A 25,253-nucleotide genomic window follows, 5' to 3' on the forward strand; every position below is an offset into this window, starting at 1 on the left:
TCAGGATTTCCGCAGGGTGAAGTTGATGGGGACGATGACCCACGCGGCCACCGGGCCGTCGCCCTGGCGGGCGGGGACGAAACGCCAGCGGCGCACTGCGTCGATGGCGGCCTGGTCGAGGCGCTCGAAGCCGGAGCCCAGGTGCACCCGTATGTCGCCGGCGCGGCCGTCGGTGGTGACGAAGACCCGTAACTGCACGCTGCCCTGTTCGCGCAACTGGCGGCTGGCAGCGGGATAGTCCGGGGCCGGATTGCTCAGGTAGTCGGCGTCGAAGCGCGGCGGGCTGTCCGCCACTGGGGCGGCGCTGCGCGGCGCCGGCGCGGCGGCCTCGCGGGGCGCGGGGGATTCGTGGGCACGGCTGTCCGGGGCGCTGTCGGCCGGCGGGGCTGTGCTGGGGGCAAGGGCGGATGAGGGGGCGGGTGACGGGGCCGTGGCCACCGGGCGGCTGGACTGCAGTGGTGTCGCCTGGGGGCGCGCTACCGGTCGGGGCGCCGGAGTGGCATCGGCGTGGGCTTGGGGGCGGGGCGTCCGTGGTGCGGCGGTCGGTGCCGGGGCCGCGGGGGCCGGCGGCGTGGGCGCCGCGGGTTCGGCGATCCAGGCGACCTGCAGGATCTTCGGTGCTTCCGCCTGCGGCGCCGGGGGGCTCAGGGCCAGCAGGCCGGCCGCGGCCAGGCCGTGGGCGGCGAGGACGACGCCTGCCGCACCGAGCCGGGGGGCCGCTGCCGGAGAGCACACCGTGGTGTTCATCCCGTCTGCCTCAGCGCGGCATCGATTCGGCGAGGGAGAAGAAGCCGTGGGCCTTGTCCAGCTCGCCGTCGCGGACGACCACCCGGTGGATCAGCCAGCGGCCGTCGCGCAGGCGCCAGGCGCGCAGGGACTCGGCGTAGGCCAGGGTGCGGAAGGCGGTGGGGATCTCCGGCCCGCGGCTTTCCTCGAGCACGTAGCTGTGGGCGCAGTAGCAGGCGTTGTCGTCCTCGTCGCGGCCGAGGATGCGGGCGGCAGTGACCACGTAATCCATGTAGTGGTCGAAGTACAGGGGCGCGATGACCTGCTCCTGCCACTCGGGGGGCAGGCCCTCGTTCCAGCGGATCGACGTTTCCGTGCGGCGGGTGTGGCCGGGGCGGATGTCAAAGTATTGGTGCGTATATAGCGTTGCGTGAGACATGGTCGGGCCTCGTTTGTCGGTGGCATTGCCGGCCGTGTTGGCCGTCAGTGTCGTTGTTATTACAGTCTTTGTCGGTTGTGCTTCAGAAACCGTGGCCTTGCGCCGGATTTGGCGCATCACGCCGTTTCGTTATGTACTTGTGCAAATAGCGTGCCGGTGGGCGGGGGGTGCAGCGGCATGCCTCGGGCTGGGTGTGGAGCGGGCTGGAGCGCGGCCAGGGGCGCGGGTTTCCGCGCTTTCATGCACCAAAAAAAGCCGTGCTCCGTTACCGGTGCACGGCCAAGGCGCGCTTTACGCGAGCTGGAGTCTCACTTCATGTGGGAGGGAGGAGGCCGCGCTGAGCGGCCATTGCGGCGTAGGGGCGGCGGGCTGGTGCCGCCTTGGTGGTGCGCCGGTTGATCATGCGGATCGACATGGCTTCCAGCCAGTTCCAGTATTCCTCGCGGACGTCGTCGGGGAAGCCTTCCTCGTCTAGGGCCTGCCACAGGAGATCCAGCCAGGTTTCACGGGCGGCTTCGTCGATGGTGAATGGGAAGTGGCGGGTGCGCATGCAGGTATGGCCAAATTGCGGGGTGAAGTTGGCCGGGCCGCCACAGGCTTCAACGATGAAGTCGGCGGTCTTGTCGGTGCCGCGGGCGAATTTTTCATCGTCGGCCGGGAGCAGGTGGCCGACCGGCGAGGCCCTCAACAGCGTGTGGTGGCGCCACACCACCGCGCGCACGCGGGCTTCCCCGGCGCTGCGGATGACCCGCAGGGACGGAAAGGGTACGGGCGGGTATTCGGCATCGTGGCCGCTGGCGACCCAGCGGACGGTCTCGCCGACCTGCATCGCCTCCTGCAGGGAATGCACGGTCGGCTCCACCGGCGGCGCGGCGTGGGCGTGTCCGCCGCAGCCACAGGCTGGGGCGTCGGCGGACAGTAGCGGCAGCTCCGTGGCGGGAGCGCTGGAGGAGGACGGAGCGGTTGAGGATTGGGCTTGGCACATGCGGGCAATCTCCGGAAAAAGGGTCAGGGACGGGGCAGGAGTTCGGCGAGGTCGCCGTCGCTGACCTGCGTATGCAGGAACAGGCGGTAGAACTCGCGGGTTTCCCGGTGCAGGTCCAGGGGCAGGCGGCTGGGGTAGAACAGGTTGGCCAGCCACTGGGCGCCGAGGGCGCGCATCGCGGAGGGTGGGCGGTCGAGCCAGTTGAAGGGCCAGCGCGGCACCGCGTAGATGCGGCCGTCCTTCACCGCGCGGATGGCCTGCCAGCGTGGATCACTGCGCACGGCGGCGGCGAATTTGGGGTCCTGGGCGAGGATCACCTGGGGATCGGCGGCGATGACCTGCTCCAGGCTGATCGCCTCCATGCCCATGTGGGAGCGGGGCTCGCAGCGGTGGATGTTGTAGCCGCCGGCCAGTTCGATGGCCTCGGTGTGGAAGGAGCGGTGGCAGTCGGTGGTGAGGCCGGCCGGGCCTTCGGCGTAGTACACGCGGACCCGTTCCTTTTCGGGAATGGCGGCGATGCCGGCCTTGAGGCGGGCCAGGGTTTTCTCGACGTAGGCGGCCTGGGCTTCGCTGGCCTTGCCATCGCGGCCCAGCAGGCGGGCGGTGAAGCGGAGCGCCGCCGGCCAGTCGGCGAGGGTGTCGAGGTGGATGAAGACCACCGGCATGCCGATACGGCCGAAGAAGTTCTCCACCATGGCCCGGTCCACGAAGGGGCTCTGCCAGGCCAGTGCGATCTGGGCGCGGGTGCCCAGTACCTCTTCCGGGTTGGCCGCGCGGCCCATGCCGTAGACGCCGCCGAGCACCGGCAGCTCGGCGAGGCCGGCGGGCAGGTAGCGCCGGGCTTCCGGCTCGAAGACCAGGTTGACGCCGACCATCGTCTCGGGCGCCGCCATCGCCAGCAGCACGCTGAGCGGCGGGGCGGAGCCGTAGACCCGCTCGATGCGGTCGGGGATCTGCACGCGGCGCCCGGCCATGTCCACGATCTCCCGCGCTGGCGCGGGTGGCGAGGTGAGGAATAGCAGGGCCAGCAGGCCCATCGGGCGGAGGAGGTTGAGGAGGAGGTTCATGGCTTACTCGGCTGGGGGCAGGCGCCGGCCGGTGGCCGACAGGGGAAAGATCCACGGGCCGCCGGCGGCCAGGTCGGCGGCGACGAGGTCGGCCTGGCCCTGCGGCCCGGTGAGGTAGTCGGCGACGCGGCGGGCCAGTTGGCGGTGCCGGGCATCGGCCGGATGGCGGGGGCCGGGCTCGACCACCACGAAGACCCGGCGCATCGCCGGGTCGCCCTTCACGAGCACCTTGAGGCCGGCGTCGGGCATCTTGCCGAAGGCCACCGGCATGTGCCCGACCACTGCGTAGGCGCCCTGGCGGGCCGCCGACAGCAGCACCTCCTGCGGTCGCTCGGCGTCGTCGTAGAGCTGCTGGCGCGGGCCGGGACGCAGGCCAGCCTGGCGCCACAGGCGCTGCACGATGGTGAAGCTGCCCGGGTCGCGGAAGGCCAGCAGCGGGGCATCGTGGGCGGCGATGCGGCGCAGCGCCTCGGTGGCGTCGGGCGCGTCGGCGATGCCGGCCGGATCGCTGGCGGGGCCGACCAGTACGTGCTCGTTGAGGGCCCAGGCGCGCAGCGGGGCGGCATAGCCTGCGGCGAGGAGCTGGAAGGTCTCGTCGCTGCCGTGGATCAGCAGCAGGTCGGCATCGCCGCGCTGGAAGGCCGGCACGACGCTCTCCTTCGGTGCCGCTGCGACCAATTCGAGCGGGATGCCGGTGGCTTTGCTGGCCCGGCGGGCCAGTTCCGGCCACACCCCGGCCATCACCGGGCCGCCGACCACAGCGACGTGCAGCGGCGATGGTGCGGAGTCGGCGGAAGCGGGAAGAGGGGCGGCCAGCAGCAGGGCACAGAGTAACGGCGCCAGGCGCCGCAGCTTGTGGATCGTCATCGGGGGCCTCAGAAGCTCAGCGCCAGCTTGCCGAGCAGGGTGCGCGGGTTGCCGGAGTAGTAGTTGGTGGTGCCGGTCTGCAGGTCGCCGGAGTCGATCAGGCCGAGGTACTTGCGGTCGAACAGGTTGAGGGCAGTGAGGCTGGCATCGACTCGGGTCGGGCCGACCTGCCAGCGGCAGCCCAGCTCCAGGTCCACCACCGTGTAGCCGCCGAAGCGGTTGGTGTGCACCGAGTCATCGTAGCGGCCGCCCATGTAGCGCAGCAGTGGCACGGCGCGGAAGTCGCCAGCCTTCCATTCGGCGCCGAGGGTGCCGATCAGGCGCGGGGTGTCGGGGAACTGCTGGCCTTTCACGGCGACGACGGTGCTGGCCGCGGTGCGCAGGTCTTCGTCGAACACCGCGCGGCTCCACGACGCGCTGCCGAACAGGTTGAGGCTGGGGCGCGGTTCCCAGCTGGCGGCCAGCTGCACGCCGGCGAGGTGGCCGTTGCCGATGTTCTGGCCGTAGTTGAGGCCGACCGTCGGGTCGTAAGCGTTCACCGACTTGTTGTTGATGCTGGCGTAGTAGATCGTCGGCTCCACGTAGCCCTGGGCGAAGCGCAGGCGCAGGCCGAGGTCGGCGGCGTCGTCGGTTTCCGGCTTCAGTTTGTTCCACAGGCTCTGGGCGAGGGCCTGCTGGCTGGCCTTGAGGTTGCGGATGTTGCTGTTCCAGATGTCGAAGGAGGCCGGGCCGATGTTGCGGCCGGCCGAGAAGCGCCCTTCGATGGCAGGCGTGAAGGCGTAGCGCAGGCCGAACCACGGCAGCACCTTGTCGACAGTCTTGCCGTCCACCGCCACCGAGACGCCCGGCGAGGCGGCCAGAGCAGCGCGGTAGGACACGTCGCCGACGCCGGTTTTGGTGTATTCGGCGAGGCTTGGCATCTTCTCCTGGAACCAGCGCAGGCCACCTTCGAGCTGCAGCGCCCGGTACTGCCAGGAGGCCATTGCAAAGAGGGTCTGGAAGACGTGGCGGCCGGTGACTTCGCTGAGGGTGGTCCAGCCCTGGTTGCTGCTGCTGGCGGTGGCGGCGGCCCAGCTCAGGCCACTGGCGGTGGCGGTGTAGAAGCGCTGGGCGTTGGGCGGGCCGGGCGGTTGCATGGACGTGTAGCTGTAGCCGGCCTTCAGGCGGGTGGCGTCGATGCGGGTTTCCACGTCGGCGCTGGCGCCGAAGCTGTTGTGCTCCATGATCCACTGGCGGACCTTGTTGGTGCCGTTGGCATCGAAGGTGGAGCCGGATTCGTCGAAGCTGAACAGCTTGAGACGCGCTTTGGTGTCGTTGCTGATGCGGTATTCGGCTTCGCCGATGTAGGCCTGGTTGTCGAAGCTCTGGCGGTTGTAGGCGTAGTAGTTCTGGAAGCTGCCGGCCACCGGTTTGGCGTCGTAGCCGGCGTAGCGGTAGGTGGACAGGTCGAGGGCCTGGGCGGCGGTCAGCGGCTTGTAGTTGTTCTGGTCGATGTTGCTGTTCACGGCCAGCAGCTTGAGCGTGAGCTTGCCCAGGTCTGTGGCGACGGCCAGCAGGTAGTTTTCGCGCTCGGCCTGGCCGGGGCCGCGCCACAGGTTGGCGTGGGCGGTGGAGGCGGAGGCGGCGATGCGCGTGTTGGCCGGGCCGAAGCTGCCGCTGTCCACCCGCGCGAAATAGCGTTCGAAGCCGTTGTCGCCACTGGCCGCGGATACGCTCCCGCCAGCCTCGAGGGCCGGCCACAGGATCTGGCTGTCGAGGGCCCCGGCCGTGTTGAATAGGGCCGCCTGATCGGGGGCGATCGGCCCTTGCGCCAGGCTCACGCCGGCCAGGTTCTCCATGTCGAACATCTGCAGATAGCCGGGACCGGGGTTGATGTTGGACAGGGTCAGGCCGTCCACGGTGCCGACGGCACCATGCCAGGCGGCGATGCCGCGCACCCGCATACCCTTGTTGCCGCCGATCCGGCTGGTCAGGCCATAGGGGTCGAGGCTCTGCACCTTTACGGCCGGGAGGCCGGAAACCATCGTGTAGGGATTGGTGCCGCCGGGGGCGCCGAAGGTCTCCAGACCTTCCGGCCCGACCTGGTAGGTCGTCGCTGACGTATTTGGCCGCGAGGACAGGAAGCCGGCGTAGCCGGGCTCGGCGGTGCCGGTGACCTGGACGGTGCCCAGGGTTGGCGGGGTGTCCGCGGCATGCAGGTCGGTGGAGATGAGAAGGCTGGCGAAGGCGGCACCGACGGCAGCGGCGACCGGGGTTGGAATGGAAGGACGGGCCGTCGGGCGGCGGCGCTGGGCGGAGCGGGTTTTCATGGCGGACGCGAATCTGATTCGATGTGTTGTTGTTGATATAGCGCTGTTAGCACTCGGCGTGCCTGCTTGCTGCATCGCATCTAAATGAAGCTTGCCTGACCCGTTCCAGTGCGTACGGAAACGGTGCGAAATCCATTCTTGCGGTGGATCAAGTTATTTCCGATTACCCTCAGTAAGCCTTTTATTTGTAGGTTTTCAGACATCATTATGTAGTAAGTTACACATCGATACGAAGCTCCGCCTGGATTTGTGTGCGGTGCACAAGGTTTTCCACGCAGGCACGGTCATTGCTGAGATTGAGCCAGAGTAGATCTGTCTTTCGATATATATAAATTTATATAGATGGTGTTCAGGGGGTCTCTATGAAAAAGAAACAGATGCAGGCGTGGGTATTGAGCAGCGTGTCGGCGGCGCTGGCTGGTTCGGCGGTGGCGGCGGACGGGGTGTTCCAGCTCGGCACGGTGGACGTGGTGGCCAGCTCGGTGGATGCCGTACCCGGGGAAACCGTGATCAAGGGAGAGGCTCTGCGCCAGTTCAATCGCGACACCCTCGGCAATGCGGTGGCGCTGACGCCCGGCATCAGCCTGTCCCGCAACAGCCGCAACGAGGACATCGTCTACCTGCGCGGCTTCGACGTGCGCCAGGTACCGCTGTTCATCGATGGCATTCCGGCCTACGTGCCCTATGACGGCTATGTGGACTTCGGCCGCTTCACGACCTTCGACCTGGCCGAGATCCGCGTCGCCAAGGGCGCGGCGTCGCTGCTGTATGGCCCCAACACGCTCGGTGGGGCGATCAACCTGGTCAGTCGCAAGCCGGTGAAGGAACTGGAGGGCGACCTGCGGGCCGGCTTCGGCTCCGGTGGCTTGCAGAAGTACGCTGCCAACGTGGGTAGCAATCAGGGCATGTGGTACATGCAGCTCGGTGCGTCCTACACCGACAGCAACTATTTCCCGCTGTCCAGCAACTACTCGGCGAAGTCCATCCCGACCAGCGCCAGCAACGCGACCCGTAACGTGCTGGAGGATGGCGGCCACCGGGAGAATTCCTACCAGACCGATTCCCGCCTGTCCCTCAAGCTGGGCCTGACCCCCAACGCCACCGACGAGTACGCCATCGGCTATGTCCAGCAGAACGGCCGCAAGGGCAACCCGCCCTACGCCGGCAACGCGCCGGGGCAGTACCTGAGCATCGGCGGCGGCGCCAACAGCCGCTTCTGGCAGTGGCCGTACTGGAACCTGGAGAGTACCTATTTCATCGCCAACGTGGCGGTGGGGCAGAACCACGTCGTCAAGGCGCGGGTGTACCAGGACAACTACGACAACAAGATCCTCGCCTACACCAACGGCAGTTATTCCACGCTGATCGCCAACACCGCCAACTTCCCGAGCTGGTACAAGGATTCGACCACCGGCGTGTCGGTCGAGCTGGACAGCTTCGCGTTCAGCGGTCACGAGCTGGCCATCGCCTACCACTACAAGGAAGACAAGCACCAGGACAATGGCCTGGCCCTCAGCAAGAACTACCGGGACGTGACCACCTCCATCGCGGTGGAGGACATGATCCGCGTGTCCGACCTGTGGCGCCTGCGCCTTGGCGCCAGCCACGACCAGCGCGATGCCAAGGAGGTGTACTACTGGCCGACCGGCTCGACCTCCGGCACCAACTGGCTGGCCGAGTTGACCCGCAAGCTCGGCGGCGGGGCCGAAGCCTTTGTCAGCGTCGCCCACAAGACCCGCTTCCCGACCATCAAGGACCGCTACTCGGCGTCCCTTGGCAGCGGCCTGCCGAACCCGGATCTCAAGCCCGAGCGCGCCCTCAACGTCGAGACCGGCCTGCGCGGCAGCCCGTGGGGCGGCGCCCGCGGCCAGGCCAGCCTGTTCTACAGCCGCATCGAGAACCTGATGCAGCGGGTGAACATCATCCCGGTGTCCCTGTGTAACCAGCCGGGTATCGGCGCGGCAACCTCCTGTGCGCAGCTGCAGAACATTGCCGAGGCACGCCATGCCGGCGTCGAGCTGTCCCTGGAGCAGACCCTCGGCGGTGGCTGGACGGTGGGTGGCAACTACACCTACCTGGACCGGGAGAACCGGACCTCGACGACCCCGCTCACCGACACCCCGCGCAACCGCCTGTTCACCTACGCCAGCTGGAAGCCTTCCGACCGCTGGGAATACCAGGCTTCGGTGGATGCCGAGAACGGCCGCATGGTGGCTTACGGTAGCGGCAACGCGGCGACCTACGTGAAGATGGGCGGCTTTGCGCTGGCCAACGTGAAGGCGGTGTACAAGCCGCAGCCGGCGTGGGCGCTGGAGGCTGGCGTGACCAACCTGTTCGACGCCAACTACGCGCTGGCCGACGGTTATCCGATGCCCGGCCGCATGTGGTTCACCAACGCGTCCTACAAGTTCTGAGGAGACGGCTATGGACAGCCTGCACAAGCCTTCCCGCCGCGCCTTCGTGCGTGCCGCCGGCGCCCTCGCGGTGGCGGGGGCGTCCGGCCGTCTGTGGGCGGCGCCGACGAAGGACGTGGTGGTGCTCACCGCCTACCCGGATGCGGTGGTCTCCCGTTTCGAGGCCGCCTTCGAAAAGGCCTGGCCCCAGTACCGCCTGCGCATCGTCTGGCGCATGCCCCACGACGCCTTGCCCTACCTGCGCCAGCCGGGGCAGGGCGGGGTGGACGTGTACTGGAGCGCGTCGCCGAAGACCTATGCGCAGCTGAAGGACGAGCATGCCTTCCGCAAGCTGCCGGTAAGCCTGGCCGGGCTGCCCGGCCAGATCGGGAACAGCGCTATCAACGATCCGGACGGCTTCTACGCGGCGTCCGAAGTGGCCGGCTACGGCTTCGCGGTCAATCCGGCCTACCTGCACAGCCACGGTCTGCCGCCGGTGGCCGACTGGAGCGACCTGGCCGACCCGGTGTATGCCGGCCACCTGGCGGTGCCGGACCCGGTGGAGGTGGGCTTCGCGCCGGTGCTGGTGGATATTCCGCTGCAGGCCTACGGCTGGGACATCGGCTGGGCCCTGTGGTGCGCCATCGCCGCCAACGCGGCCTTCACCGGGCGCGGCGGGACCTTCGTCAGCGACGAGATCGGAGGCGGGCGCAAGGGCATCGGGCTGTCCATCGACTTTTTCGTGGCCTCGGCGGTGGCCAACGGTGCGCCGGTCCAGTTCATCTACCCGCGCCAGGGCGGCGTCAATCCGGCTCACATCGCGGTGACCGCCGGCAGCCCGAACCCGGATGGCGCGAAGGCGTTCGTGGACTTCGTACTGTCCGACGCCGGGCAGAAGATCCTGGCCCACCCGGACATCCGCAAGTTGCCGGTGCGTCCGTCTGCCTACGCGGGCCTGCCGGCGGACTACCACGACCCTTTTGCTACCGCGGCGCGGGGCGGCTACCTCTATGACAACGGCCGCGGGCGTGGTCGCGCGGCGCCGATTGCAGCGGCCTTCGGGCAGGCCTTCGTGCGCCCCCATGCGCGCCTCGTCGAGTTGTGGACGCGTCTGCACGCGGCGGATGGTGCTACCTGGAACAGCGTATGGCCCTTGCTGACGGCACCGCCGCTGAAGGAGGCGGAAGCCGACGATTCGGCGATCCAGCGCGCCTTCTTCGCCCGCCGTGACGACCCGGCGGCGGAGACGCTGGCCGCCGGCCTGGAAAAGACCTGGGCGAGCCGCGTCGATGAGCGTTATGCGAAGGCCGCCGGCCTGCTGGGGGTGGCCTGATGCGACGATTGGGTTTCCTGTTGCTGGTGTGCGGCATCCTCGCTGGCGCGAGTGCCCGGGCGGCGGACTGGCAGGTGGCGGACGCCAGTCGCGAGGCTTTCGCGCGGCCGCTGGACGGCCTGAGCGATGCGGAGCGGGAACGTTTCTTCCGCGGCCGTTCCCTGTTCAACCAGAGCTGGGTGGTGGCGCCGGCCAAGGACGACCAGGTGGACGGCCTTGGGCCGCTCTACAACCGGCTGGCCTGTATCTCCTGTCACGCCCGCAATGGCCGCGGCCTGCCACCGGAGAGTACGGACGAGCGCATGCAGTCGATGCTGGTACGGCTGTCGGTGGCCGGGCGCGGCGCCCACGGCGGCCCGCGGCCCCATCCGGCCTATGGTGACCAGTTCAACGAGGAAGGGATTCCCGGCGTGCGCGGCGAGGGGCGCGTGCGCCTGGGCTGGGTCGAGTCGAAGCGCTGGCTGGCGGATGGCGAGGAGGTGTCGTTGCGCCGCCCGACGCTGGCCTTCACCGAGCTGGGCTACGGGCCCATCGGCAAGGTGCTGACCTCGCCGCGGGTCGGCCAGCAGGTGGTGGGCATGGGTCTGCTCGATGCCGTGTCGGCGGAGACCCTCTCGGCGCTGGCCGCGGAGCGCAAGGCGGACGGCGTGAAAGGGCGGGTGAACCGGGTGTGGAACCCTGAGAGCGCGGTGCAGGAAGCCGGCCGCTTCGGCTACAAGGCCAACATGCCGACGCTGCGCGCACAGATTGCCGGGGCTTTCCTGGGTGACCTGGGCATCACGTCCGATCTGCACCCGGCGCAGAACTGCACCGCCGTGCAGTCCGCCTGCCAGCAGGCGCCTAACGGCGGCACGCCGGAGCTGAGCGCCCGCCAGCTGGATGACGTGGAGTTCTACCTGGCCCACCTGGCCGTGCCGGCCCGCCGGGATGCGGACCGTGAGGCAGTGCTGCGCGGCGAAGCGCTGTTTGCAAGCAGTGGCTGCGCGCAGTGCCACCGGCCGAGCCTGCAGACCGGCACGTCACCGCGTTTTCCGCGCCTGGCCGGGCAGACCATCGCGCCTTACACGGATCTGTTGATCCACGACATGGGGCCTGGCCTGGCCGATGGCCGGCCGGATTTCGCGGCGTCAGGGCGGGAGTGGCGCACGCCGCCGCTGTGGGGGATCGGGCTGACGCAGACGATCAGCGAGCAGCAGCGCTATCTCCACGACGGCCGTGCGCGCAGCCTGACGGAGGCGATCCTGTGGCACGACGGTGAGGCGAAGGTGGCGAGCCGGCGTTTCGCGGCGTTGCCGGCGAAGGAGCGTCGAGCACTGCTGGCTTTTCTTGAAAGCCTGTGAGGCAAAGAGACGGTCGGCTTGCAGAGAGGAGAAACCTGGGCGCCGATTGATGCGCAAATAAGCTGTCAAAATGCACTTCGATTGGGCGTTCGCTGTATTTGAGTGCATATAGGGTGCCACGGCGGAGTGCTGCAGCTCTTGCCGCGTGTGTCGCGGTGCTTGCCGAAGGAAGGAGGCGGAACGGTGTCTGTGCGCTCAGCCGACGAGGCCGAGGATCACCGACGGGGCCTTGAACGCGGCGGTGGCCGGAGCGCCGACTTTGAGGCCGAGGGCGACCGAGCTTTCATGGGTGATCGTGGCGTGGACGATTTGCCCGTTGCCGAGGGCGAGGGCCACGTCGGTGCTGATCGGCCCTTCGGTGATCGCCGAGATCGTGCCGTCCAGGCAGTTGCGGGCCGACAGGCTGGCGCCCGCGCCACCGGCCACGAGCAGCACCGACGAGGCCTTGACGAAGGCCTGGACCGGCGTGCCGGCGGCGAGGTTGAGTTCCCTGACCGCATCGTTGGCGACCGTGGCGATGATCTTCAGGCCGCCGGGCAGCGCCACGTCCACCTCGGAATTGATGGTGCCGAGCGTGATGGCGTCGATGGTGCCGTCGAAGGCGTTGCGCGCACTGATCTTCATGGGACGTTCTCCGGAAACGATGGCTGCAGGTGCCAGCATGCGATGGTGCCGCCAGCTTACGCAAGGGCGTCGATTCCTTTCAACCGTGCCGCGCTGCGGGTTGGTGGCCCGCTATTTGCTGGAGTACAGTACGCTCCGTTGTATATCGATATATATAGGAACAATAATGACAACCCGCCGCACCATTCACCACAAGCTTGTCGGGAAGCTGACAGTCGATACCGAGTTCGGCACTTTTCTCGGTGACACGCGGATCCGCCTGCTGGAGGCCATCGACCGCTACGGCTCGATCTCCCAGGCCGCCAAGGCCGTGCCGCTGTCCTACAAGGCGGCGTGGGACGCCGTGGACGCGATGAACAACCTGGCCGAGGCGCCGCTGGTGGAGCGTTCGGTGGGCGGCAAGCATGGCGGCGGCACCAACCTCACCGACTACGGCCGCCGGGTCATCGCGATGTACCGGGCGGTGGAGCAGGAATACCAGGAGGCCATCGACCGCCTGTCGGCTCGCCTCGGCGACGGCGGGGAGGGCAGCATGCGCCAGTTCCAGACCCTGCTGCGCCGCATGTCGATGCGCACCAGCGCGCGCAACCAGTTCGCCGGCACGATCAGCGGCCTGCGCGAAGGCGAGGTGAGCTTCGAGGTGCGGGTGCGCCTCGACGATGCCAACGAGATCGTGGCGGTGATCACCCGCGAGAGCGCCGAGACGCTGGAGCTGGGCATCGGGCAGGACGTGCACGCCTTCGTCAAGGCGCCGTCGGTGCTGCTGATCACCGACCCGCAGGCGCGCACCACGGCGCGCAACCATCTGTGGGGCGAGGTCAGCCGCATCCACGAAGGGCCGGTGAGCTCGGAAGTGACGATCACCTTGCCCGGCGGACGCACCGTCACCTCGGTGGTGACCCACGACAGCATCGACAACCTCGGCCTCGCCATCGGCACGCCGGCCTGCGCGGTCTTCCAGGCCACGTCGGTGATCCTCGCCGTCTTCGACTGAATTTCAACCTGACCGGAGTCCTTCAATGAAATCGTCCTTGCGTTCGCTCGCCCTGTTCGCCGTCCTCGCCGGCACCTCCCTGATGGCCAGGGCCGACGAGGTCTCGGTGGCGGTGGCTGCCAACTTCACCGCGCCGATGCAGAAGATCGCCGCCGAGTTCGAAAAGGCCACCGGCCACAAGGCCCAGCTGGTGTTCGGCTCGACGGGCAAGTTCTACGCCCAGATCAAGTCCGGTGCGCCCTTCCAGGTGCTGCTGGCGGCCGACGATGAAACCCCCGCCAAGCTCGTCAAGGAAGGCGACGGTGTGGCGGGCAGCAGCTTCACCTACGCGATCGGCAAGCTGGTGCTGTGGTCGCCGAAGGCCGGCGTGGTGGACGACAAGGGCGAGGTGCTGAAGGCCGCCAGGTTCGAACACCTGTCGGTTGCCAATCCCAAGCTGGCGCCCTATGGCCTGGCCGCGATGGAAACCCTCAAGGCCCTCGGCCTGGCCGACAGCCTGCAGCCCAAGATCGTCCTCGCCGAGAGCATCGGCCAGGCCCAGCAGTTCGTCTCGTCGGGCAGCGCCGAACTGGGCTTCATCGCCTATTCGCAGATCCACAAGGACGGCAAGCTGATCGACGGTGGTTCCTACTGGCTGGTGCCGTCCAAGTACTACAGCCAGATCCGCCAGGATGCGGTGGTGCTCGGCAAGGGCAAGGGCCATGCTGGAGTGGAGGCGCTGACCGCCTTCCTGAAGTCGCCGACCGCGGCGGCGATCATCAAGTCCTACGGGTACGAACTCTGATCGATGGCCGATAGATGGAATTGACACCGGAAGACTGGTCGGCGGTTCGCCTGACCCTTGAGCTGTCCACCCTCGTCACGGTGTTGCTGCTGATAATCGGGACCCCCATCGCCTGGTGGCTGGCCCGCACACGGTCGCGCCTGCGCGGTGTGATCGGGGCGGTGGTGTCGCTGCCCATCGTGCTGCCGCCGACGGTGCTGGGTTTCTACCTGCTGGTGCTGATGGGGCCGCAGGGGGCGGTGGGGCGCTTCACCGAGGCCCTCGGCCTCGGGCGGCTGCCCTTCACCTTCACCGGCCTGGTGGTGGCGTCGATCATCTATTCGCTGCCCTTCGTCGTCCAGCCTATCCAGAACGCCTTCATGGCGATGGGCGACCGTCCACTCGAGGTCGCGGCAACCTTGCGGGCCTCGCCGCTCGCCACCTTCTTCACGGTGACGCTGCCGCTGGCGCGGCCGGGCTTCATCACCGCCGCCATCCTCGGCTTCGCGCATACCGTCGGCGAGTTCGGCGTGGTGCTGATGATCGGCGGCAACATCCCGGACAAGACGCGGGTCATCTCGATGCAGATCTACAACCACGTGGAAGCGATGGAATACGGCCAGGCCCACGGGCTCGCCGCCGGCCTGCTGGCCTTCTCCTTCATCGTGCTGCTGGGGCTCTACGCCGTCGGCGGGCGCAACGGGTTGGGAGGCGGGCGATGAGCGACCTCGACATCCAGCTGCAGTGCTGCCTGCCGCTGGCGGATTTCACCCTCGAGGCCGACCTGACCCTGCCCGGCCGCGGCGTGACTGCGCTGTTCGGGCCGTCGGGTTCGGGCAAGACCTCCCTGCTGCGCTGCGTGGCCGGGCTGGCGCGTCCGGCCGGGCGCGTGCAGATCAACGGCGAGTGCTGGCAGGACGACGCGCAGCGGATCTTCCTGCCGACCCACAAGCGCGCCCTCGGCTATGTGTTCCAGGAGGCCAGCCTGTTCGCCCACCTGTCGGTGCGGGCCAACCTGGAGTTCGGCATGAAGCGCATCGCCGCGGCGGAGCGCAAGGTCAGCTGGGAGGCTGCGGTCGAACTGCTGGGTATCGGCCATCTGCTCGACCGGGGCACGGCGGCCCTGTCCGGTGGCGAGCGGCAGCGGGTGGCGATCGCCCGTGCGCTGCTGACCAGTCCGCAGCTGTTGCTGATGGACGAGCCGCTGGCGGCGCTGGACAGCCGGCGCAAGCAGGAGATCCTGCCGTATCTCGAACGCCTGCACGATGAGTCGGCCACGCCTATCCTGTACGTCAGCCATTCGCCGGACGAGGTGGCGCGGCTCGCCGATCACATGGTCCTGCTGGAGCAGGGCAAGGTGGTGGCCTGCGGGCCGACCGCCGAGCTGCTGGCCCGCCTCGATCTGCCGCTGGCCCTCGACGAGGACGCGGCGGTGCTGGTGGATACCCAGGTGGTCGGCCATGACGAGGATTACCAGCTGACCCGGCTGGGCTTTCCCGGCGGCGTCATCAAGGTGACCCGCAAGTCCCTCGACGTCGGTAAGCGGGCCCGCCTGAAGATCCAGGCCCGCGACGTGAGCATCGCGCTGACCGGCGAAAACCCGTCGAGCATCGTCAATCGCCTGCCGGCGCGCATCGTCGGCTTCGGCGACGCGGCCCACCCGGCCCAGTGCCTGGTGCGCCTGGATGCAGGCGGTACGCCGCTGCTGGCGCGGATCACCCGCCTGTCGAAGGACCAGCTCGGCCTGCGCGAAGGCCTGTCGGTCGTCGCGCAGATCAAGTCGGTGGCGCTGCTGGCCTGATACCGGGCCGGCAGCGCCGCCGGCTCTTACAGCATCATGATCACCGACTTGGGCTCGGTGTACAGCTCCAGCGCCGAGCGGCCGGCTTCGCGGCCGATGCCCGACTGCTTGAAGCCGCCGAAGGGCATCACGCTCTCGATGATGTTGTGGCAGTTCACCCACACGGTGCCGGCCTGGATCTTGGGGATCAGGCGGTGCACCCGCGCCAGGTCGTTGGACCAGATGCTGGCGGCCAGGCCGTAGGGCGTGTCGTTGGCGCGCCGGGCGATGTCGTCCAGGTCCTCGAAGGGCTGGGCGACCACCACCGGGCCGAAGATCTCCTCCCGCACCACGCGCATGTCTTCGTGCACATCCACCAGCACAGTCGGTTTCACAAAGCAGCCCGGGCCGTCGCCGCCCACGCCGCCGGCCGCCGCGCGGGCGCCTTCCGACAGGCCGCTGCGCACGTAGTCGAGCACGCGGTTCTGCTGCACCTTGGAAACGAGCGGGCCTATCTGCGTGCTCGGGTCGATGCCCGGGCCGATCTTCATGCCGTCGGCGATGCCGGCGAGCTGCTCCACCACCGCGTCGAAGCGGCTGCGATGCACGTACAGGCGCGAGCCGGCGGTGCACACCTGGCCCTGGTTGAAGAAGATGGCCTGGGCGGCGCCGGCCGCGGCGACCGCCGGATCGACGTCGTCGAGGACGATCACCGGGCTCTTGCCGCCCAGCTCCAGCGACACGCGGGTCATGTTCTCCATCGCCGCCTTGCCGACCAGTTTGCCGACTTCCGTCGAGCCGGTGAAGGCGACCTTGTTGATGCCGGGGTGGGCGGCCAGCGCGGCGCCGGCGGTGTGGCCGAGGCCGGTGACCACGTTGAGCACGCCGGCCGGGTAGCCGGCCTGCTGGGCCAGTTCGCCGAGGCGCAGGGCGGTCAGCGGGGTGTCCTCGGCGGGCTTGAGGATCATCGTGCAGCCGGCGGCCAGCGCCGGGGCGACTTTCCACACCGCCATCAGCAGCGGGAAGTTCCACGGGATGATCGCGCCGACCACGCCCACCGGCTCGCGGCGGGTGAAGCCGAAGAACTCCCGGTCGCGCACCAGCGGGACCGACAGCTCCATCGTCGCGCCTTCGAGCTTGGTGGCCCAGCCGGCCATGTAGCGGATGAAGTCCACCGACAGGGCCACGTCCACGTGGCGGGCCATGGTCACCGGCTTGCCGTTGTCGAGGGCTTCCAGCTCGGCGAATTCCTGGGCGTTGGCTTCCAGCAGGTCGGCCAGTTTCAGCAGCAGGCGTTCCCGATCCACCGGCCGGTGGCGCGGCCATTCGCCGGATTCGAAAGCGCGGCGGGCGGCCTGCACGGCGCGGTCGACGTCGGCGGACTCGCCGGCCGGCACGTGGCAGAAGGCCTCGCCGCTGGCCGGGTCGATGACCGGCAGGGTGGTGCCGGACAAGGCATCCACCCATTCGCCGCCGATCAGCATCTTGCGCGGTGCGGCGAGGAAGGCAGCGGTGGCCGGGTTCAGTTCGATTCCATGAAAGCGGTTCATGTTGCGTGTCTCCTGGTGGTTGGCGGGGCGATCAATAGACGTACAGCACGCGGGCCTGCACGGCGCTGGTCTTGGGGCCTTCTTCAATCTTCACATCCTGGCTGTACTGGAGCTGCACCTGCCACTGCTTGTCGAGGAAGGACGCCCAGGTGAGCATCGCGGTGCCGTTGTTTTTGGCGCCGGCCAGCTCGACGCCGTCGAGCTTCTCCTTGGCGCCCCAGGCGTGGCGGTAGGTGGCGGCGACGTAGGTGGCGTCGCTGAGGTGGTAGCGCAGGTGGCCGTGGGCCTGCAGCAGCGGGTCCTTCTGGGCCTTGGTGTCGCGCTGGTCCTGGTAGAACTCGGTCTCGCCAATCAGATCGACGGTCCATTTGTCGGACAGCTTGCGGATGTAGCCGACCTGCAGGTCGGTGGCCCAGCGGTTGTTGCTGAGGGCGAAGCCCTGGTTCTTGTCGCCGCCGGTGGGGGCGGTGAAGAACACCGACCAGCCCAGGTGCTCGCCCTTGGCCAGGTCGGCGAGGGTCCATAGGGTGGCGCCGAAGATCACGTCGCCGAGGCCGCTGGTCTTGCTGTCGGACAGGCCGATCTTCTGGTTGCCGAAGGGCACGATGATTTGCGGGTCGATGATGTAGTCGCCCAGCTTCATGAAGTGCACGTAACGCAGGATGCCGGCATTGACCGAAAGGTCCAGGTTGTCGACGATCTTGTTGCCCTTGCTATACACCTTGTCGCCGCGGGGGAACTGGGCATAGGCGAGGAGCAGGTTGGTGCCGGCCGGCAGGCCGGTGTAGTCGCCCGGATCGGGGCGCACGTCGGCGAAGGCCGGGCTGGCCGACAGGCCGGCAGCGAGGAGGCTGGCGGCGCACAGGCGCAGGGCGAAGCGCTGGGTGGTGGTCATGTTCTTGTCTCCTGGTTGTTATGGTTTAGGTTTGGGTGCTGCGGAATAAAAAGGGCCGCGGTCCGCCGGATAGGGGAGGGCTGTGACCGCGGCAAGAGGGAGCAGGTGCTCCGGAGGAGGCGGTATGTGGCGCTGTATCAGGGCTTGGGCCGCACGGCGTCGGCGGTGCCCTGGATGAAGGCCTTGATCTTCTCCACGTCGGCGGGGCTGAGCTTGCCGGTGAAGTCGGGCATGCCCTTCTTCACGAAGGGGCCGTTGAAGACGAAGTCGGACAGGTTCTCGATGTCCTTGGCTGGCACGTAGCCCAGGTTGGGGATGTTGCCGCCCTTGTCGACACCGGGCACGCCGTGGCAGAACACGCAGTTGCTGACGTAGAGCTTTGTACCTTCGGAGATGTGGGTCGGGTCGTACTTGACGCCGGAGATCAACTCGCCGAGGGCGTAGGGCTGCGGCTGGGGCAGCGGGGCGTTGCCGCCGAGGGCGAAGGTGTAGACGCGGCCATGGTCCTGCTTGTCGGTGGCCCGCTGCATCAGCCCGAACACACCGCCCCAGCCCACCGCGATGGACACGTACTGGCGGCCGTCCACCTCGTAGGTGACCGGCGGGGCAATGATGCCGGTGCCGATCGGGGCCTCCCACAGCTTGTCGCCCTTGTCGGCGCTGTAGGCGGCGAAGCGCCCGTCGGCGGTGCCGGCGAAGACCAGGTTGCCGGCAGTGGTGAGGGTGCCGCCGTTCCACGGAGAGGCGTATTCCTGGCGCCACACTTCCTTCTGCTTGACCGGGTCCCAGGCGACGAGGCGGCCGAAGGGCTTGCTCTTCGGCGGCTGGGTGTTGATCAGCATGCCGGTGTTCCAGCCGGTGCCGGCCTGGGGCTGGCCGGGTTGTTTGTTGTTGTGGGACCAGCTGTTGTCCTCGGCCAGGTTGAGCGGCACGTTCTGCACCGGGAAGTAGGCCAGGCCGGTCTTCGGGTTGAAGGACATGGCGTGCCAGTTGTGGCCGCCGAAGGGGCCGGGCACGCTGTCGAAGGCCTCGCGGGAGCGGGCTTCGGGGGTCTCGATGGGGCGGCCGTTCTTGTCGTAACCGGTGGCCCAGTTCACCTCGGTGAAGGGCTTGGCGGAGATGAACTTGCCGTTGGTCCGGTCGATGACGAAGAAGAAGCCGTTCTTCGGCGCGTGCAGGATCACCTTGCGCTTCTTGCCGTCGAGGACGAGGTCGGTGAGGATCATGTCCTGCACCGAGGTGTAGTCCCAGTTGTCGCCCGGCGTCTCCTGGTAGTGCCAGACGTACTTGCCGGTGTCCGGGTCGAGGGCGACGATGGACGCCAGGTAGAGGTTGTCGCCGCCGCCGGGGCTGCGCTTGCGGTGGTTCCACGGCGAGCCGTTGCCGGTGCCCACGTACATCAGGTTGAGCTCCGGGTCGTAGGTCATGCTGTTCCAGGCGGTGCCGCCGCCGCCGTTCAGCCACCACTTGCCGGCCGGGTCCCAGGTCTTGGCGGCCTTGGCCATGGCTTCGTTCTCGAAGGGCTTGGCCGGGTCGCCAGGCACGGTGTACCAGCGCCACTTCTGCTCGCCGGTCTCGGCGTCGTAGGCGGTGAGGTAGCCGCGCACGCCGTATTCGGCGCCGCCGTTGCCGATGATCACCTTGCCCTTGATGACCCGCGGTGCGCCGGTGATGGTGTAGGAGTGGTTGTGGTCTTCGATGGTGTCCTTTTCCCACACGGGTTTGCCGGTGGCGGCGTCGAGGGCGACCAGGCGGCCGTCGAAGGTGCCGACGAAGACCTTGCCCTTGTACAGCGCCACGCCGCGGTTCACCACGTCGCAACAGCCTTTGTAACCCATCTCGCGGGGCACCTTGGGGTCGTAGGTCCACAGCTTCTTGCCGCTACGCACATCCACCGCGTGCACCACGCTCCACGAGGCCGACACGTACATGATGCCGTCCACCACCAACGGGGTGGCCTCGACGCCGCGGGTTGATTCCAGGTTGTAGCTCCACGCCAGGCCGAGCTGCTTCACGTTGCCGGCATTGATTTCGGTGAGCTTGCTGTGGCGGGTTTCGGCGTAGTCGAGGCCGTAGGTCGGCCAGTCGCGGCTGGTGGCGGCATTGGCGCGCACGGCTTTTTCGTCCACCCGGGCGGTGGCGGCGGCGATGTGTTCGCGGGAGGTCTTGGCAGGCTCGGCGAAGCTGGCGCTGGTGGACAGGCCGAAGGTGATCATTAAGGCCAGCGCGAGCGCCTTTGCGAGCCGGCGGCGAGGGGCGTGAGAGTGAGGGTGCATCGTGTCTCCTGATTGACTTCGTTTGTTGAAGTTCTTTACTGTGGAACGCGTTTCCGCGGGATCGCGGAGCAGACTCCCGGTGGTGCACACATCGATTCGCAGCATCCGTGCCGACCTCGGGCGATACGTAAAAATCACAAGGAATCAGGCCTTTGCAGCCGCCAGGGGAGCACCCGGAGAAAACACCGGGAAGGGTGGTTGACTTGAAACGAGTCAGTCCGCGGCTGACGGTTGACTCGTTACTGGCCGCATCGAGGAGACAATTCGTGGGCGAGCTGCTGACAACTTTCGAAGCGCGGGTGCAACGGGCCCGGCGCGATTTCTTCGACGAGGGGCGGGTGCCGACCGGACTCGTTTCGGACGCTGTGATCCGTTCGTGGGAGCGTTCGCGCGGGCAGGGGCTGGGGGCAGCCGACCGGCGCGTGTTCAGTCCGATCTCCCGCCGGCAGGTGGCATGGATCGAGGAGCGTAACCGTCGCCTGGTGGAGCACGCGCTGCCGGAGATGGAGAAGCTGCGCGCGGCGCTGGCCCGCGGCGGCTGGGGGATCGTGTGCACGGACGCCGACGGGGTGGTGGTGAAGGCGCTGTATGGCACCGGGAGCGCCTACCGGGACATGGACCGGATCTTCGAGGTTGGCCGGTCGATTGGCGAAAGCAGCATCGGCACCAGCGGCCCTGGCTGCGCGCTGGTGGACCGCCAGCCGGTGGTGGTGCGTGCCGCGGAGCATTTCCTCGACGAGATCCGTGGCTTCTCCTGCGCATCGGTGCCGATCTTCGATCCGGCGGGGGATCTGGCTGGCGTGCTCGATGCCACCCGCTATTGCAACGGCGGGCCGGTGACGGTGCTGGAGCCGTTGGCGATTGCTGCCCGGGCGGTGGAGAACCGTATGCTGGCTGGCCTCGGCGCGGCGCTGACGATGGGTTTCCACTACCGTCCGGATCTGCTGGGTACGCCGCTGGAAGGGGTGATCGCCTTTGCCGAGACAGGGCAGGTGCTGGGCGCCAACGGGGCGGCCCGGCAGTTGCTGGAACTGGCGGCGGAGGGGCAGGCCGGCATGGACTTCGGGCACCTGTTCGACTGCCCGCCGGAGACTTTTGTCCAGGCCTTGTCTGGTCGCCTGGCCCAGGGCGTGGTGTGGAGCGACGGCGGCCTGCGTTTCGAGGCCCGCTTCGAAGCGGCCCGCAAGGGGTCGCTGCTGGCCCGTCTGGGCGAGGCTGCGCGTACTGCGCAGCGGGCCGGGACGCTGCCGGTCATGGCGCCCATTGCGCAGGAGCCGAGCGAAGTGGACGGCGTGGCCGAGCGGGCGCTGCAGATCGCGCGGCGGGCCTTCCAGCGCGACATCCCGGTGCTTATCAACGGCGAGACCGGCACCGGCAAGGAGGTGCTGGCGCGCCACCTGCACGACGGCAGCGAGCGGGCGGGCGGACCTTTCGTGGCGATCAACTGCTCGTCCCTGCCGGCCGGCCTCATCGAGTCGGAGTTCTTCGGCTACGAGGACGGTGCCTTCACCGGCGGCCGGCGCGGCGGGGCGCCCGGCAAGTTCGAGCTGGCGCGGGGCGGTACGCTGTTCCTCGACGAGATCGGCGACATGCCGCTGGAACTGCAGGGGCGTTTGCTGCGGGTGCTGCAGGAGCGCAGTTTCACGCGCCTCGGCGGGGCCAAGTTGATCGCCTTCGACGCCCGCATCGTCGCTGCAACCCACCGCAGCCTGGATGAGCTGGTGGCCAGCGGGGGCTTCCGGGAGGACCTGTATTACCGTATCAAGGGCGTGCGGGTCAGCCTGCCGGCGCTGCGCGCGCGGGCCGACCGGGAAGCCCTGATCGATCGCCTGCTGGCCCGGGAGGCTGGCGACGGGCCTTGTCCGCCCTTATCGGCGGCGGCCCGCCGGCTGCTGCTGGGTTATGCCTGGCCGGGCAACATCCGCCAGCTGGGCTATGTGCTGCGCCTGGCCCTGACTCTGGCTGACGGCGAGGCGCTGATCGACGTACAGCATCTGCCCGAGGAACTGCTGGACGACGTGGGCCGGCCGGCGGCCGTGGCAAGTGCGGCGCCGCCGGACAGCCAGGTGTCCCTGCGCGATGTGGAACTCGATGCGGTGCGGGCGGCGATGGAGAAGTGCGCCGGTAACGTGTCGGCCGCCGCCCGCTGCCTGGGCGTGGCGCGGGCGACGATGTACCGCAAGCTGCGCCTGCTGGAGGCGGCGGGCGCAGCCGGCTAGCTTAGACGCGGAAGCGCGCCACGCTGCTGCGCAGCTGCTCCGCGACGCCGGTCAGGCGGCCGGCGGTATCGGCGGCGGAGGCGGCGGCAGCCGCGTTTTCCTCGGACATCTGCGCGATGTTCTCCACATTGCGGGCCAGCTCGGTGGAGGCGCCGCGCTGTTCGTGGAGGGCGTCGGAGATGCTCTCGATGGCGCCCTGCATGGTCTGCGTGGAGGTCTGGATCTCGCCCATCGACTCGCCGGCGGTACGGGCGCTGATCACCACCTGGCCGACCAGTTCGCGGCTGGACTGCATGCTGCTCACGGCATCGACCGCGCCCTGCTGGATCGCGTCGACCACCTGGCTGATCTCCTGCACGGAGCTGGTCGTGCGTTCGGCCAGCTTGCGCACTTCGTCGGCCACCACCGCGAAGCCACGGCCCTGTTCGCCGGCGCGGGCGGCTTCGATGGCGGCGTTGAGAGCCAGCAGGTTGGTCTGGTCGGCCACCTCGCGGATCACCACGGTGATGCGGTCGATCTGTCGGACCTGCTCGGACAGGGCCTGGATGCGCTCGGCGGTGCTGTCCACCTGGTTGGCGACCTGGCCGATGCGGTTGGTGGCGTCGTCCACACCGCGGGCGCCGGCGACGGCCTTGTTGCCGGCGTCCTCGGCCTGGCGGCTGGCGTCTTCGGCGCCGGATCCCACGTGGTCGATGCTCACCGTCAGCTCTTCGACGGCGGCGGCGGCGGCGGCCGTCGAGCTGGACTGCTGGCTGGAGCTGAAGGACACCTGCTGGGCGGTGCTGGACAGCTGGGCGGCGGAGCTGGCCACGCTCTCGGAGCTGGCGATGATCTCGCGGATGGTCTGGGCCAGATCCTGGCGCATGGATTGCAGCGCTTCCAGCAGCTTGCCGATCTCGTCCCGCGGGCCGTGGCTGTCGTTGCCGGCGGTGAAGTCGCCGGCGGCGATGCGCCCGGCGATCCGGTTGGCGTCGGACAGGCGCAGCTTGAGGTAGCGGGTCGTCGTCACGCTGATGATGCCCTGCAGGATGGCCGCGACGACGAGCACCACGATGGCCGTGGTGCTGGCCCTTTCCTTGATCCGGCGGGCTTCCACGGTGGCCTGCTCGCCAAATTCCCTGTTGAACTTGAAGTGATCGTCGAGCTGGCTCTCGAACTTGCGGGCCAACGATACGTGCTTGAGCAGGTGTTCCCTGGCTTCGGCCTTGCGCTGGGCGCGGGACAGGGCCAGGGTCTCGTCGAGAAGCTTGTCGAACTCGGCGAGGGTGGCTTTTTCCGCGTCGAGGTACTGTCGGTCCTGCGCATTGGAGATCAGGCTCTCGTAGTCCTTGAGCGCCTTCTGGGTGCTGGCCTGGGCATCGCGGATCGCCTTCTCGGTGGCTTCCATCTGCGCAGGGTCATCCTGCATTACGTGGCGGTCGGCACGCAGGCGGCTGCGGCTGTACCACAGGCGCGCCTCGTTGAGCTGGATGAGGCTCGGTATTACGTTGGCGCTGGCCTGGCTGGTGGTCTCGAAGACGCGGCCCGTCTCGTAGTAATTCACCGCGGTCAGGACGATCAGTCCGAGGATCGCGCAGCCCACCAAAAGCTGCAGGCGTTGAAGAATGGACATCGTGGCGTCTCCCTCTGATTCATCTGTTTATGGGATTTCCATCATGGCGGAAATCCTTATCGGGTAAATACGGCGGTGTTGAACATTACTTTAGGTGCGTGAAGTCCGTGCGGGGAGGTCGGTGGTGCGTGCGTTGGACGGTGCGAGCCCGCGGACGGTCGTACAATCCACGCCTGTCTTACTGCCCTGCCGGTTTTGCCGACGCTCTGCCCCGATGTCCCGTGCCTCTTCCGTACTCGTCCTGCCGAGCCCTTTCTTTTCCGATTCCGACACCATCCGCCTGCTCGAAGCGGCGGATTGCGATACCCAGTGGGTATTGCGCCAAGTGGTCTCCGGCGCCTACGACAAGCCCTTTGTCATCGACGACGGCACAACACGGACGCTGCATTTCTCCCTGTCGCTGATCCAGAGCACGATGAGTCTGAAAGACCCTTTCGCGCTGGAGCTGGATTACACCCAGGCGATGATGAGCTTCCTGCTGTTCCTGCCGCGTCCGCGCCAGATGCTGATGCTGGGGCTTGGCGGCGGTTCGCTGGCCAAGTTCTGCTACCGGCATGTCGGCTCGGCGAAGATCGCCGTGGTGGAGATCGACCCCCATGTGATCGCTTTCCGCGACCAGTTCGAGCTGCCGCCAGACGACGGGCGCCTGCAGGTCATCGAAGGGGACGGCGCCGACCACGTGCTGCGCAGCGCGGGCTGGGAGGAGCGGCCGGACGTGATCATGATGGATGCCTTCGACCGTCACGGCCTGTCTGGCTCGGTGAGTTCGACGCAGTTCTACCAGAGCGTGCATGACGCGCTGGCCGGGCGCGGTGTGATGGTGGCCAACCTGGCCGGTGACAAGGCCGACCGGGAGGATCACCTGGCGATGATCGCCGAGGTCTTCGACGACCGCATGCTGACGATGGCGATTCCAGATGGCAACGACATCGTACTGGCCTTCCGCGCGCCGTCCTTCGCACCCCGCTGGCGGGATATCTCCAACCAGGCCAAGGCGCTGCGTACGCGCACCGGGCTGGATTTCCCGAAATTCGCCGAGCGCCTGGAGCGCAGCCGACGCCTGCGTTACGTGTGACCGGAT

The 25,253-nt window shown here is 68.1% G+C and carries 20 protein-coding genes; 9 read left to right on the plus strand and 11 right to left on the minus strand.

Annotated features, from left to right (window positions below; translation table 11 throughout):
• From AC1PPK_RS09665 to AC1PPK_RS09690, 6 genes are all read right to left on the minus strand, one after another.
• Entirely contained in the window at positions 1–747 is a 747-nt protein-coding gene (locus AC1PPK_RS09665) for an energy transducer TonB (RefSeq protein WP_481117607.1), read from the minus strand.
• 10 nt (positions 748–757) lie between these two features.
• Positions 758–1,165, minus strand: a complete 408-nt coding sequence (locus AC1PPK_RS09670; protein WP_481117608.1) for a hypothetical protein — start codon at positions 1,163–1,165, stop codon at positions 758–760.
• A gap of 313 nt (positions 1,166–1,478) precedes the next feature.
• Positions 1,479–2,150: a globin domain-containing protein gene (locus tag AC1PPK_RS09675; RefSeq protein WP_481117609.1), complete on the minus strand. Its 672-nt coding sequence runs from the start codon at positions 2,148–2,150 to the stop codon at positions 1,479–1,481.
• 23 nt (positions 2,151–2,173) lie between these two features.
• Entirely contained in the window at positions 2,174–3,217 is a 1,044-nt protein-coding gene (locus tag AC1PPK_RS09680) for an ABC transporter substrate-binding protein (RefSeq protein ID WP_481117610.1), read from the minus strand.
• A gap of 3 nt (positions 3,218–3,220) precedes the next feature.
• Positions 3,221–4,084 carry an ABC transporter substrate-binding protein gene (locus AC1PPK_RS09685; RefSeq protein WP_481117611.1) on the minus strand — a complete coding sequence of 288 codons (864 nt, stop codon included), beginning with the start codon at positions 4,082–4,084 and terminating at the stop codon, positions 3,221–3,223.
• 8 nt (positions 4,085–4,092) lie between these two features.
• Entirely contained in the window at positions 4,093–6,393 is a 2,301-nt protein-coding gene (locus AC1PPK_RS09690; RefSeq protein ID WP_481117612.1) for a TonB-dependent receptor, read from the minus strand.
• 362 nt (positions 6,394–6,755) lie between these two features.
• Between AC1PPK_RS09690 and AC1PPK_RS09695 the strand changes: the two genes are divergently transcribed.
• The 3 genes from AC1PPK_RS09695 to AC1PPK_RS09705 are packed head-to-tail and all read left to right on the plus strand — an operon-like array spanning position 6,756 to position 11,459.
• The gene (locus AC1PPK_RS09695; RefSeq protein WP_481117613.1) at positions 6,756–8,807 is read left to right on the plus strand and encodes a TonB-dependent receptor plug domain-containing protein; all 2,052 of its coding nucleotides are present in this window, start codon (positions 6,756–6,758) and stop codon (positions 8,805–8,807) included.
• 10 nt (positions 8,808–8,817) lie between these two features.
• Positions 8,818–10,119, plus strand: a complete 1,302-nt coding sequence (locus tag AC1PPK_RS09700) for an ABC transporter substrate-binding protein (protein WP_481117614.1) — start codon at positions 8,818–8,820, stop codon at positions 10,117–10,119.
• Positions 10,119–11,459 carry a di-heme oxidoreductase family protein gene (locus tag AC1PPK_RS09705; RefSeq protein WP_481117615.1) on the plus strand — a complete coding sequence of 447 codons (1,341 nt, stop codon included), beginning with the start codon at positions 10,119–10,121 and terminating at the stop codon, positions 11,457–11,459. The genes AC1PPK_RS09700 and AC1PPK_RS09705 overlap by 1 nt, the downstream gene beginning before the upstream one ends.
• Positions 11,460–11,654: 195 nt before the next feature.
• Here the strand turns inward: AC1PPK_RS09705 and AC1PPK_RS09710 are convergent, their stop codons facing one another.
• Positions 11,655–12,083, minus strand: coding sequence for a TOBE domain-containing protein (locus AC1PPK_RS09710; protein WP_481117616.1), 429 nt, complete (start codon positions 12,081–12,083; stop codon positions 11,655–11,657).
• 166 nt (positions 12,084–12,249) lie between these two features.
• Here AC1PPK_RS09710 and AC1PPK_RS09715 point away from each other — a divergent pair, with 166 nt between their 5' ends.
• The 4 genes from AC1PPK_RS09715 to modC are packed head-to-tail and all read left to right on the plus strand — an operon-like array spanning position 12,250 to position 15,641.
• Positions 12,250–13,077: a TOBE domain-containing protein gene (locus AC1PPK_RS09715; RefSeq protein ID WP_481117617.1), complete on the plus strand. Its 828-nt coding sequence runs from the start codon at positions 12,250–12,252 to the stop codon at positions 13,075–13,077.
• Between the two features lie 25 nt (positions 13,078–13,102).
• Positions 13,103–13,861 (plus strand): molybdate ABC transporter substrate-binding protein, encoded by a 759-nt coding sequence (gene modA / locus AC1PPK_RS09720; RefSeq protein ID WP_481117618.1) that lies wholly within the window; start codon positions 13,103–13,105, stop codon positions 13,859–13,861.
• 14 nt (positions 13,862–13,875) lie between these two features.
• Positions 13,876–14,562 (plus strand): molybdate ABC transporter permease subunit, encoded by a 687-nt coding sequence (gene modB / locus AC1PPK_RS09725; protein WP_079432749.1) that lies wholly within the window; start codon positions 13,876–13,878, stop codon positions 14,560–14,562.
• Entirely contained in the window at positions 14,559–15,641 is a 1,083-nt protein-coding gene (modC, locus tag AC1PPK_RS09730) for a molybdenum ABC transporter ATP-binding protein (protein WP_481117619.1), read from the plus strand. Before modB ends, modC begins: the two co-directional genes overlap by 4 nt.
• A gap of 26 nt (positions 15,642–15,667) precedes the next feature.
• Here modC and AC1PPK_RS09735 read toward each other — a convergent pair whose 3' ends face one another.
• The 3 genes from AC1PPK_RS09735 to AC1PPK_RS09745 form a co-directional block, all read right to left on the minus strand.
• Positions 15,668–17,170, minus strand: coding sequence for an aldehyde dehydrogenase family protein (locus AC1PPK_RS09735; RefSeq protein WP_481117620.1), 1,503 nt, complete (start codon positions 17,168–17,170; stop codon positions 15,668–15,670).
• Positions 17,171–17,201: 31 nt separating this feature from the next.
• Entirely contained in the window at positions 17,202–18,065 is an 864-nt protein-coding gene (locus AC1PPK_RS09740) for a transporter (RefSeq protein ID WP_481117621.1), read from the minus strand.
• 137 nt (positions 18,066–18,202) lie between these two features.
• Entirely contained in the window at positions 18,203–20,341 is a 2,139-nt protein-coding gene (locus AC1PPK_RS09745; RefSeq protein WP_481117622.1) for a PQQ-dependent dehydrogenase, methanol/ethanol family, read from the minus strand.
• 266 nt (positions 20,342–20,607) lie between these two features.
• Here AC1PPK_RS09745 and AC1PPK_RS09750 point away from each other — a divergent pair, with 266 nt between their 5' ends.
• The gene (locus tag AC1PPK_RS09750) at positions 20,608–22,560 is read left to right on the plus strand and encodes a sigma-54-dependent Fis family transcriptional regulator (RefSeq protein WP_481117623.1); all 1,953 of its coding nucleotides are present in this window, start codon (positions 20,608–20,610) and stop codon (positions 22,558–22,560) included.
• Between the two features lies 1 nt (position 22,561).
• Here the strand turns inward: AC1PPK_RS09750 and AC1PPK_RS09755 are convergent, their stop codons facing one another.
• Positions 22,562–24,172, minus strand: coding sequence for a methyl-accepting chemotaxis protein (locus AC1PPK_RS09755; protein WP_481117624.1), 1,611 nt, complete (start codon positions 24,170–24,172; stop codon positions 22,562–22,564).
• Positions 24,173–24,386: 214 nt separating this feature from the next.
• On the opposite strand from AC1PPK_RS09755, the gene AC1PPK_RS09760 reads away from it, so the two are divergent.
• On the plus strand, positions 24,387–25,247 hold the full coding sequence (locus tag AC1PPK_RS09760; RefSeq protein ID WP_481117625.1) for a fused MFS/spermidine synthase: 861 nt from the start codon (positions 24,387–24,389) through the stop codon (positions 25,245–25,247).
• Positions 25,248–25,253 lie beyond the last annotated feature (6 nt).

Source organism: Zoogloea sp. JDB1 (assembly GCF_056724025.1).

Excerpts from the sequence above, each read along its gene's own strand:
- AC1PPK_RS09755 (WP_481117624.1), bottom strand. The coding sequence starts at position 24,172 with ATGTCCATTCTTCAACGCCTGCAGCTTTTGGTGGGCTGCGCGATCCTC.
- AC1PPK_RS09695 (WP_481117613.1), top strand. The coding sequence starts at position 6,756 with ATGAAAAAGAAACAGATGCAGGCGTGGGTATTGAGCAGCGTGTCGGCG.
- AC1PPK_RS09715 (WP_481117617.1), top strand. The coding sequence starts at position 12,250 with ATGACAACCCGCCGCACCATTCACCACAAGCTTGTCGGGAAGCTGACA.
- AC1PPK_RS09700 (WP_481117614.1), top strand. The coding sequence starts at position 8,818 with ATGGACAGCCTGCACAAGCCTTCCCGCCGCGCCTTCGTGCGTGCCGCC.
- AC1PPK_RS09680 (WP_481117610.1), bottom strand. The coding sequence starts at position 3,217 with ATGAACCTCCTCCTCAACCTCCTCCGCCCGATGGGCCTGCTGGCCCTG.
- AC1PPK_RS09760 (WP_481117625.1), top strand. The coding sequence starts at position 24,387 with ATGTCCCGTGCCTCTTCCGTACTCGTCCTGCCGAGCCCTTTCTTTTCC.
- AC1PPK_RS09675 (WP_481117609.1), bottom strand. The coding sequence starts at position 2,150 with ATGTGCCAAGCCCAATCCTCAACCGCTCCGTCCTCCTCCAGCGCTCCC.
- AC1PPK_RS09745 (WP_481117622.1), bottom strand. The coding sequence starts at position 20,341 with ATGCACCCTCACTCTCACGCCCCTCGCCGCCGGCTCGCAAAGGCGCTC.
- AC1PPK_RS09740 (WP_481117621.1), bottom strand. The coding sequence starts at position 18,065 with ATGACCACCACCCAGCGCTTCGCCCTGCGCCTGTGCGCCGCCAGCCTC.
- modC (WP_481117619.1), top strand. The coding sequence starts at position 14,559 with ATGAGCGACCTCGACATCCAGCTGCAGTGCTGCCTGCCGCTGGCGGAT.
- AC1PPK_RS09690 (WP_481117612.1), bottom strand. The coding sequence starts at position 6,393 with ATGAAAACCCGCTCCGCCCAGCGCCGCCGCCCGACGGCCCGTCCTTCC.
- AC1PPK_RS09705 (WP_481117615.1), top strand. The coding sequence starts at position 10,119 with ATGCGACGATTGGGTTTCCTGTTGCTGGTGTGCGGCATCCTCGCTGGC.
- modA (WP_481117618.1), top strand. The coding sequence starts at position 13,103 with ATGAAATCGTCCTTGCGTTCGCTCGCCCTGTTCGCCGTCCTCGCCGGC.
- AC1PPK_RS09735 (WP_481117620.1), bottom strand. The coding sequence starts at position 17,170 with ATGAACCGCTTTCATGGAATCGAACTGAACCCGGCCACCGCTGCCTTC.
- modB (WP_079432749.1), top strand. The coding sequence starts at position 13,876 with ATGGAATTGACACCGGAAGACTGGTCGGCGGTTCGCCTGACCCTTGAG.
- AC1PPK_RS09665 (WP_481117607.1), bottom strand. The coding sequence starts at position 747 with ATGAACACCACGGTGTGCTCTCCGGCAGCGGCCCCCCGGCTCGGTGCG.
- AC1PPK_RS09670 (WP_481117608.1), bottom strand. The coding sequence starts at position 1,165 with ATGTCTCACGCAACGCTATATACGCACCAATACTTTGACATCCGCCCC.
- AC1PPK_RS09685 (WP_481117611.1), bottom strand. The coding sequence starts at position 4,084 with ATGACGATCCACAAGCTGCGGCGCCTGGCGCCGTTACTCTGTGCCCTG.
- AC1PPK_RS09710 (WP_481117616.1), bottom strand. The coding sequence starts at position 12,083 with ATGAAGATCAGTGCGCGCAACGCCTTCGACGGCACCATCGACGCCATC.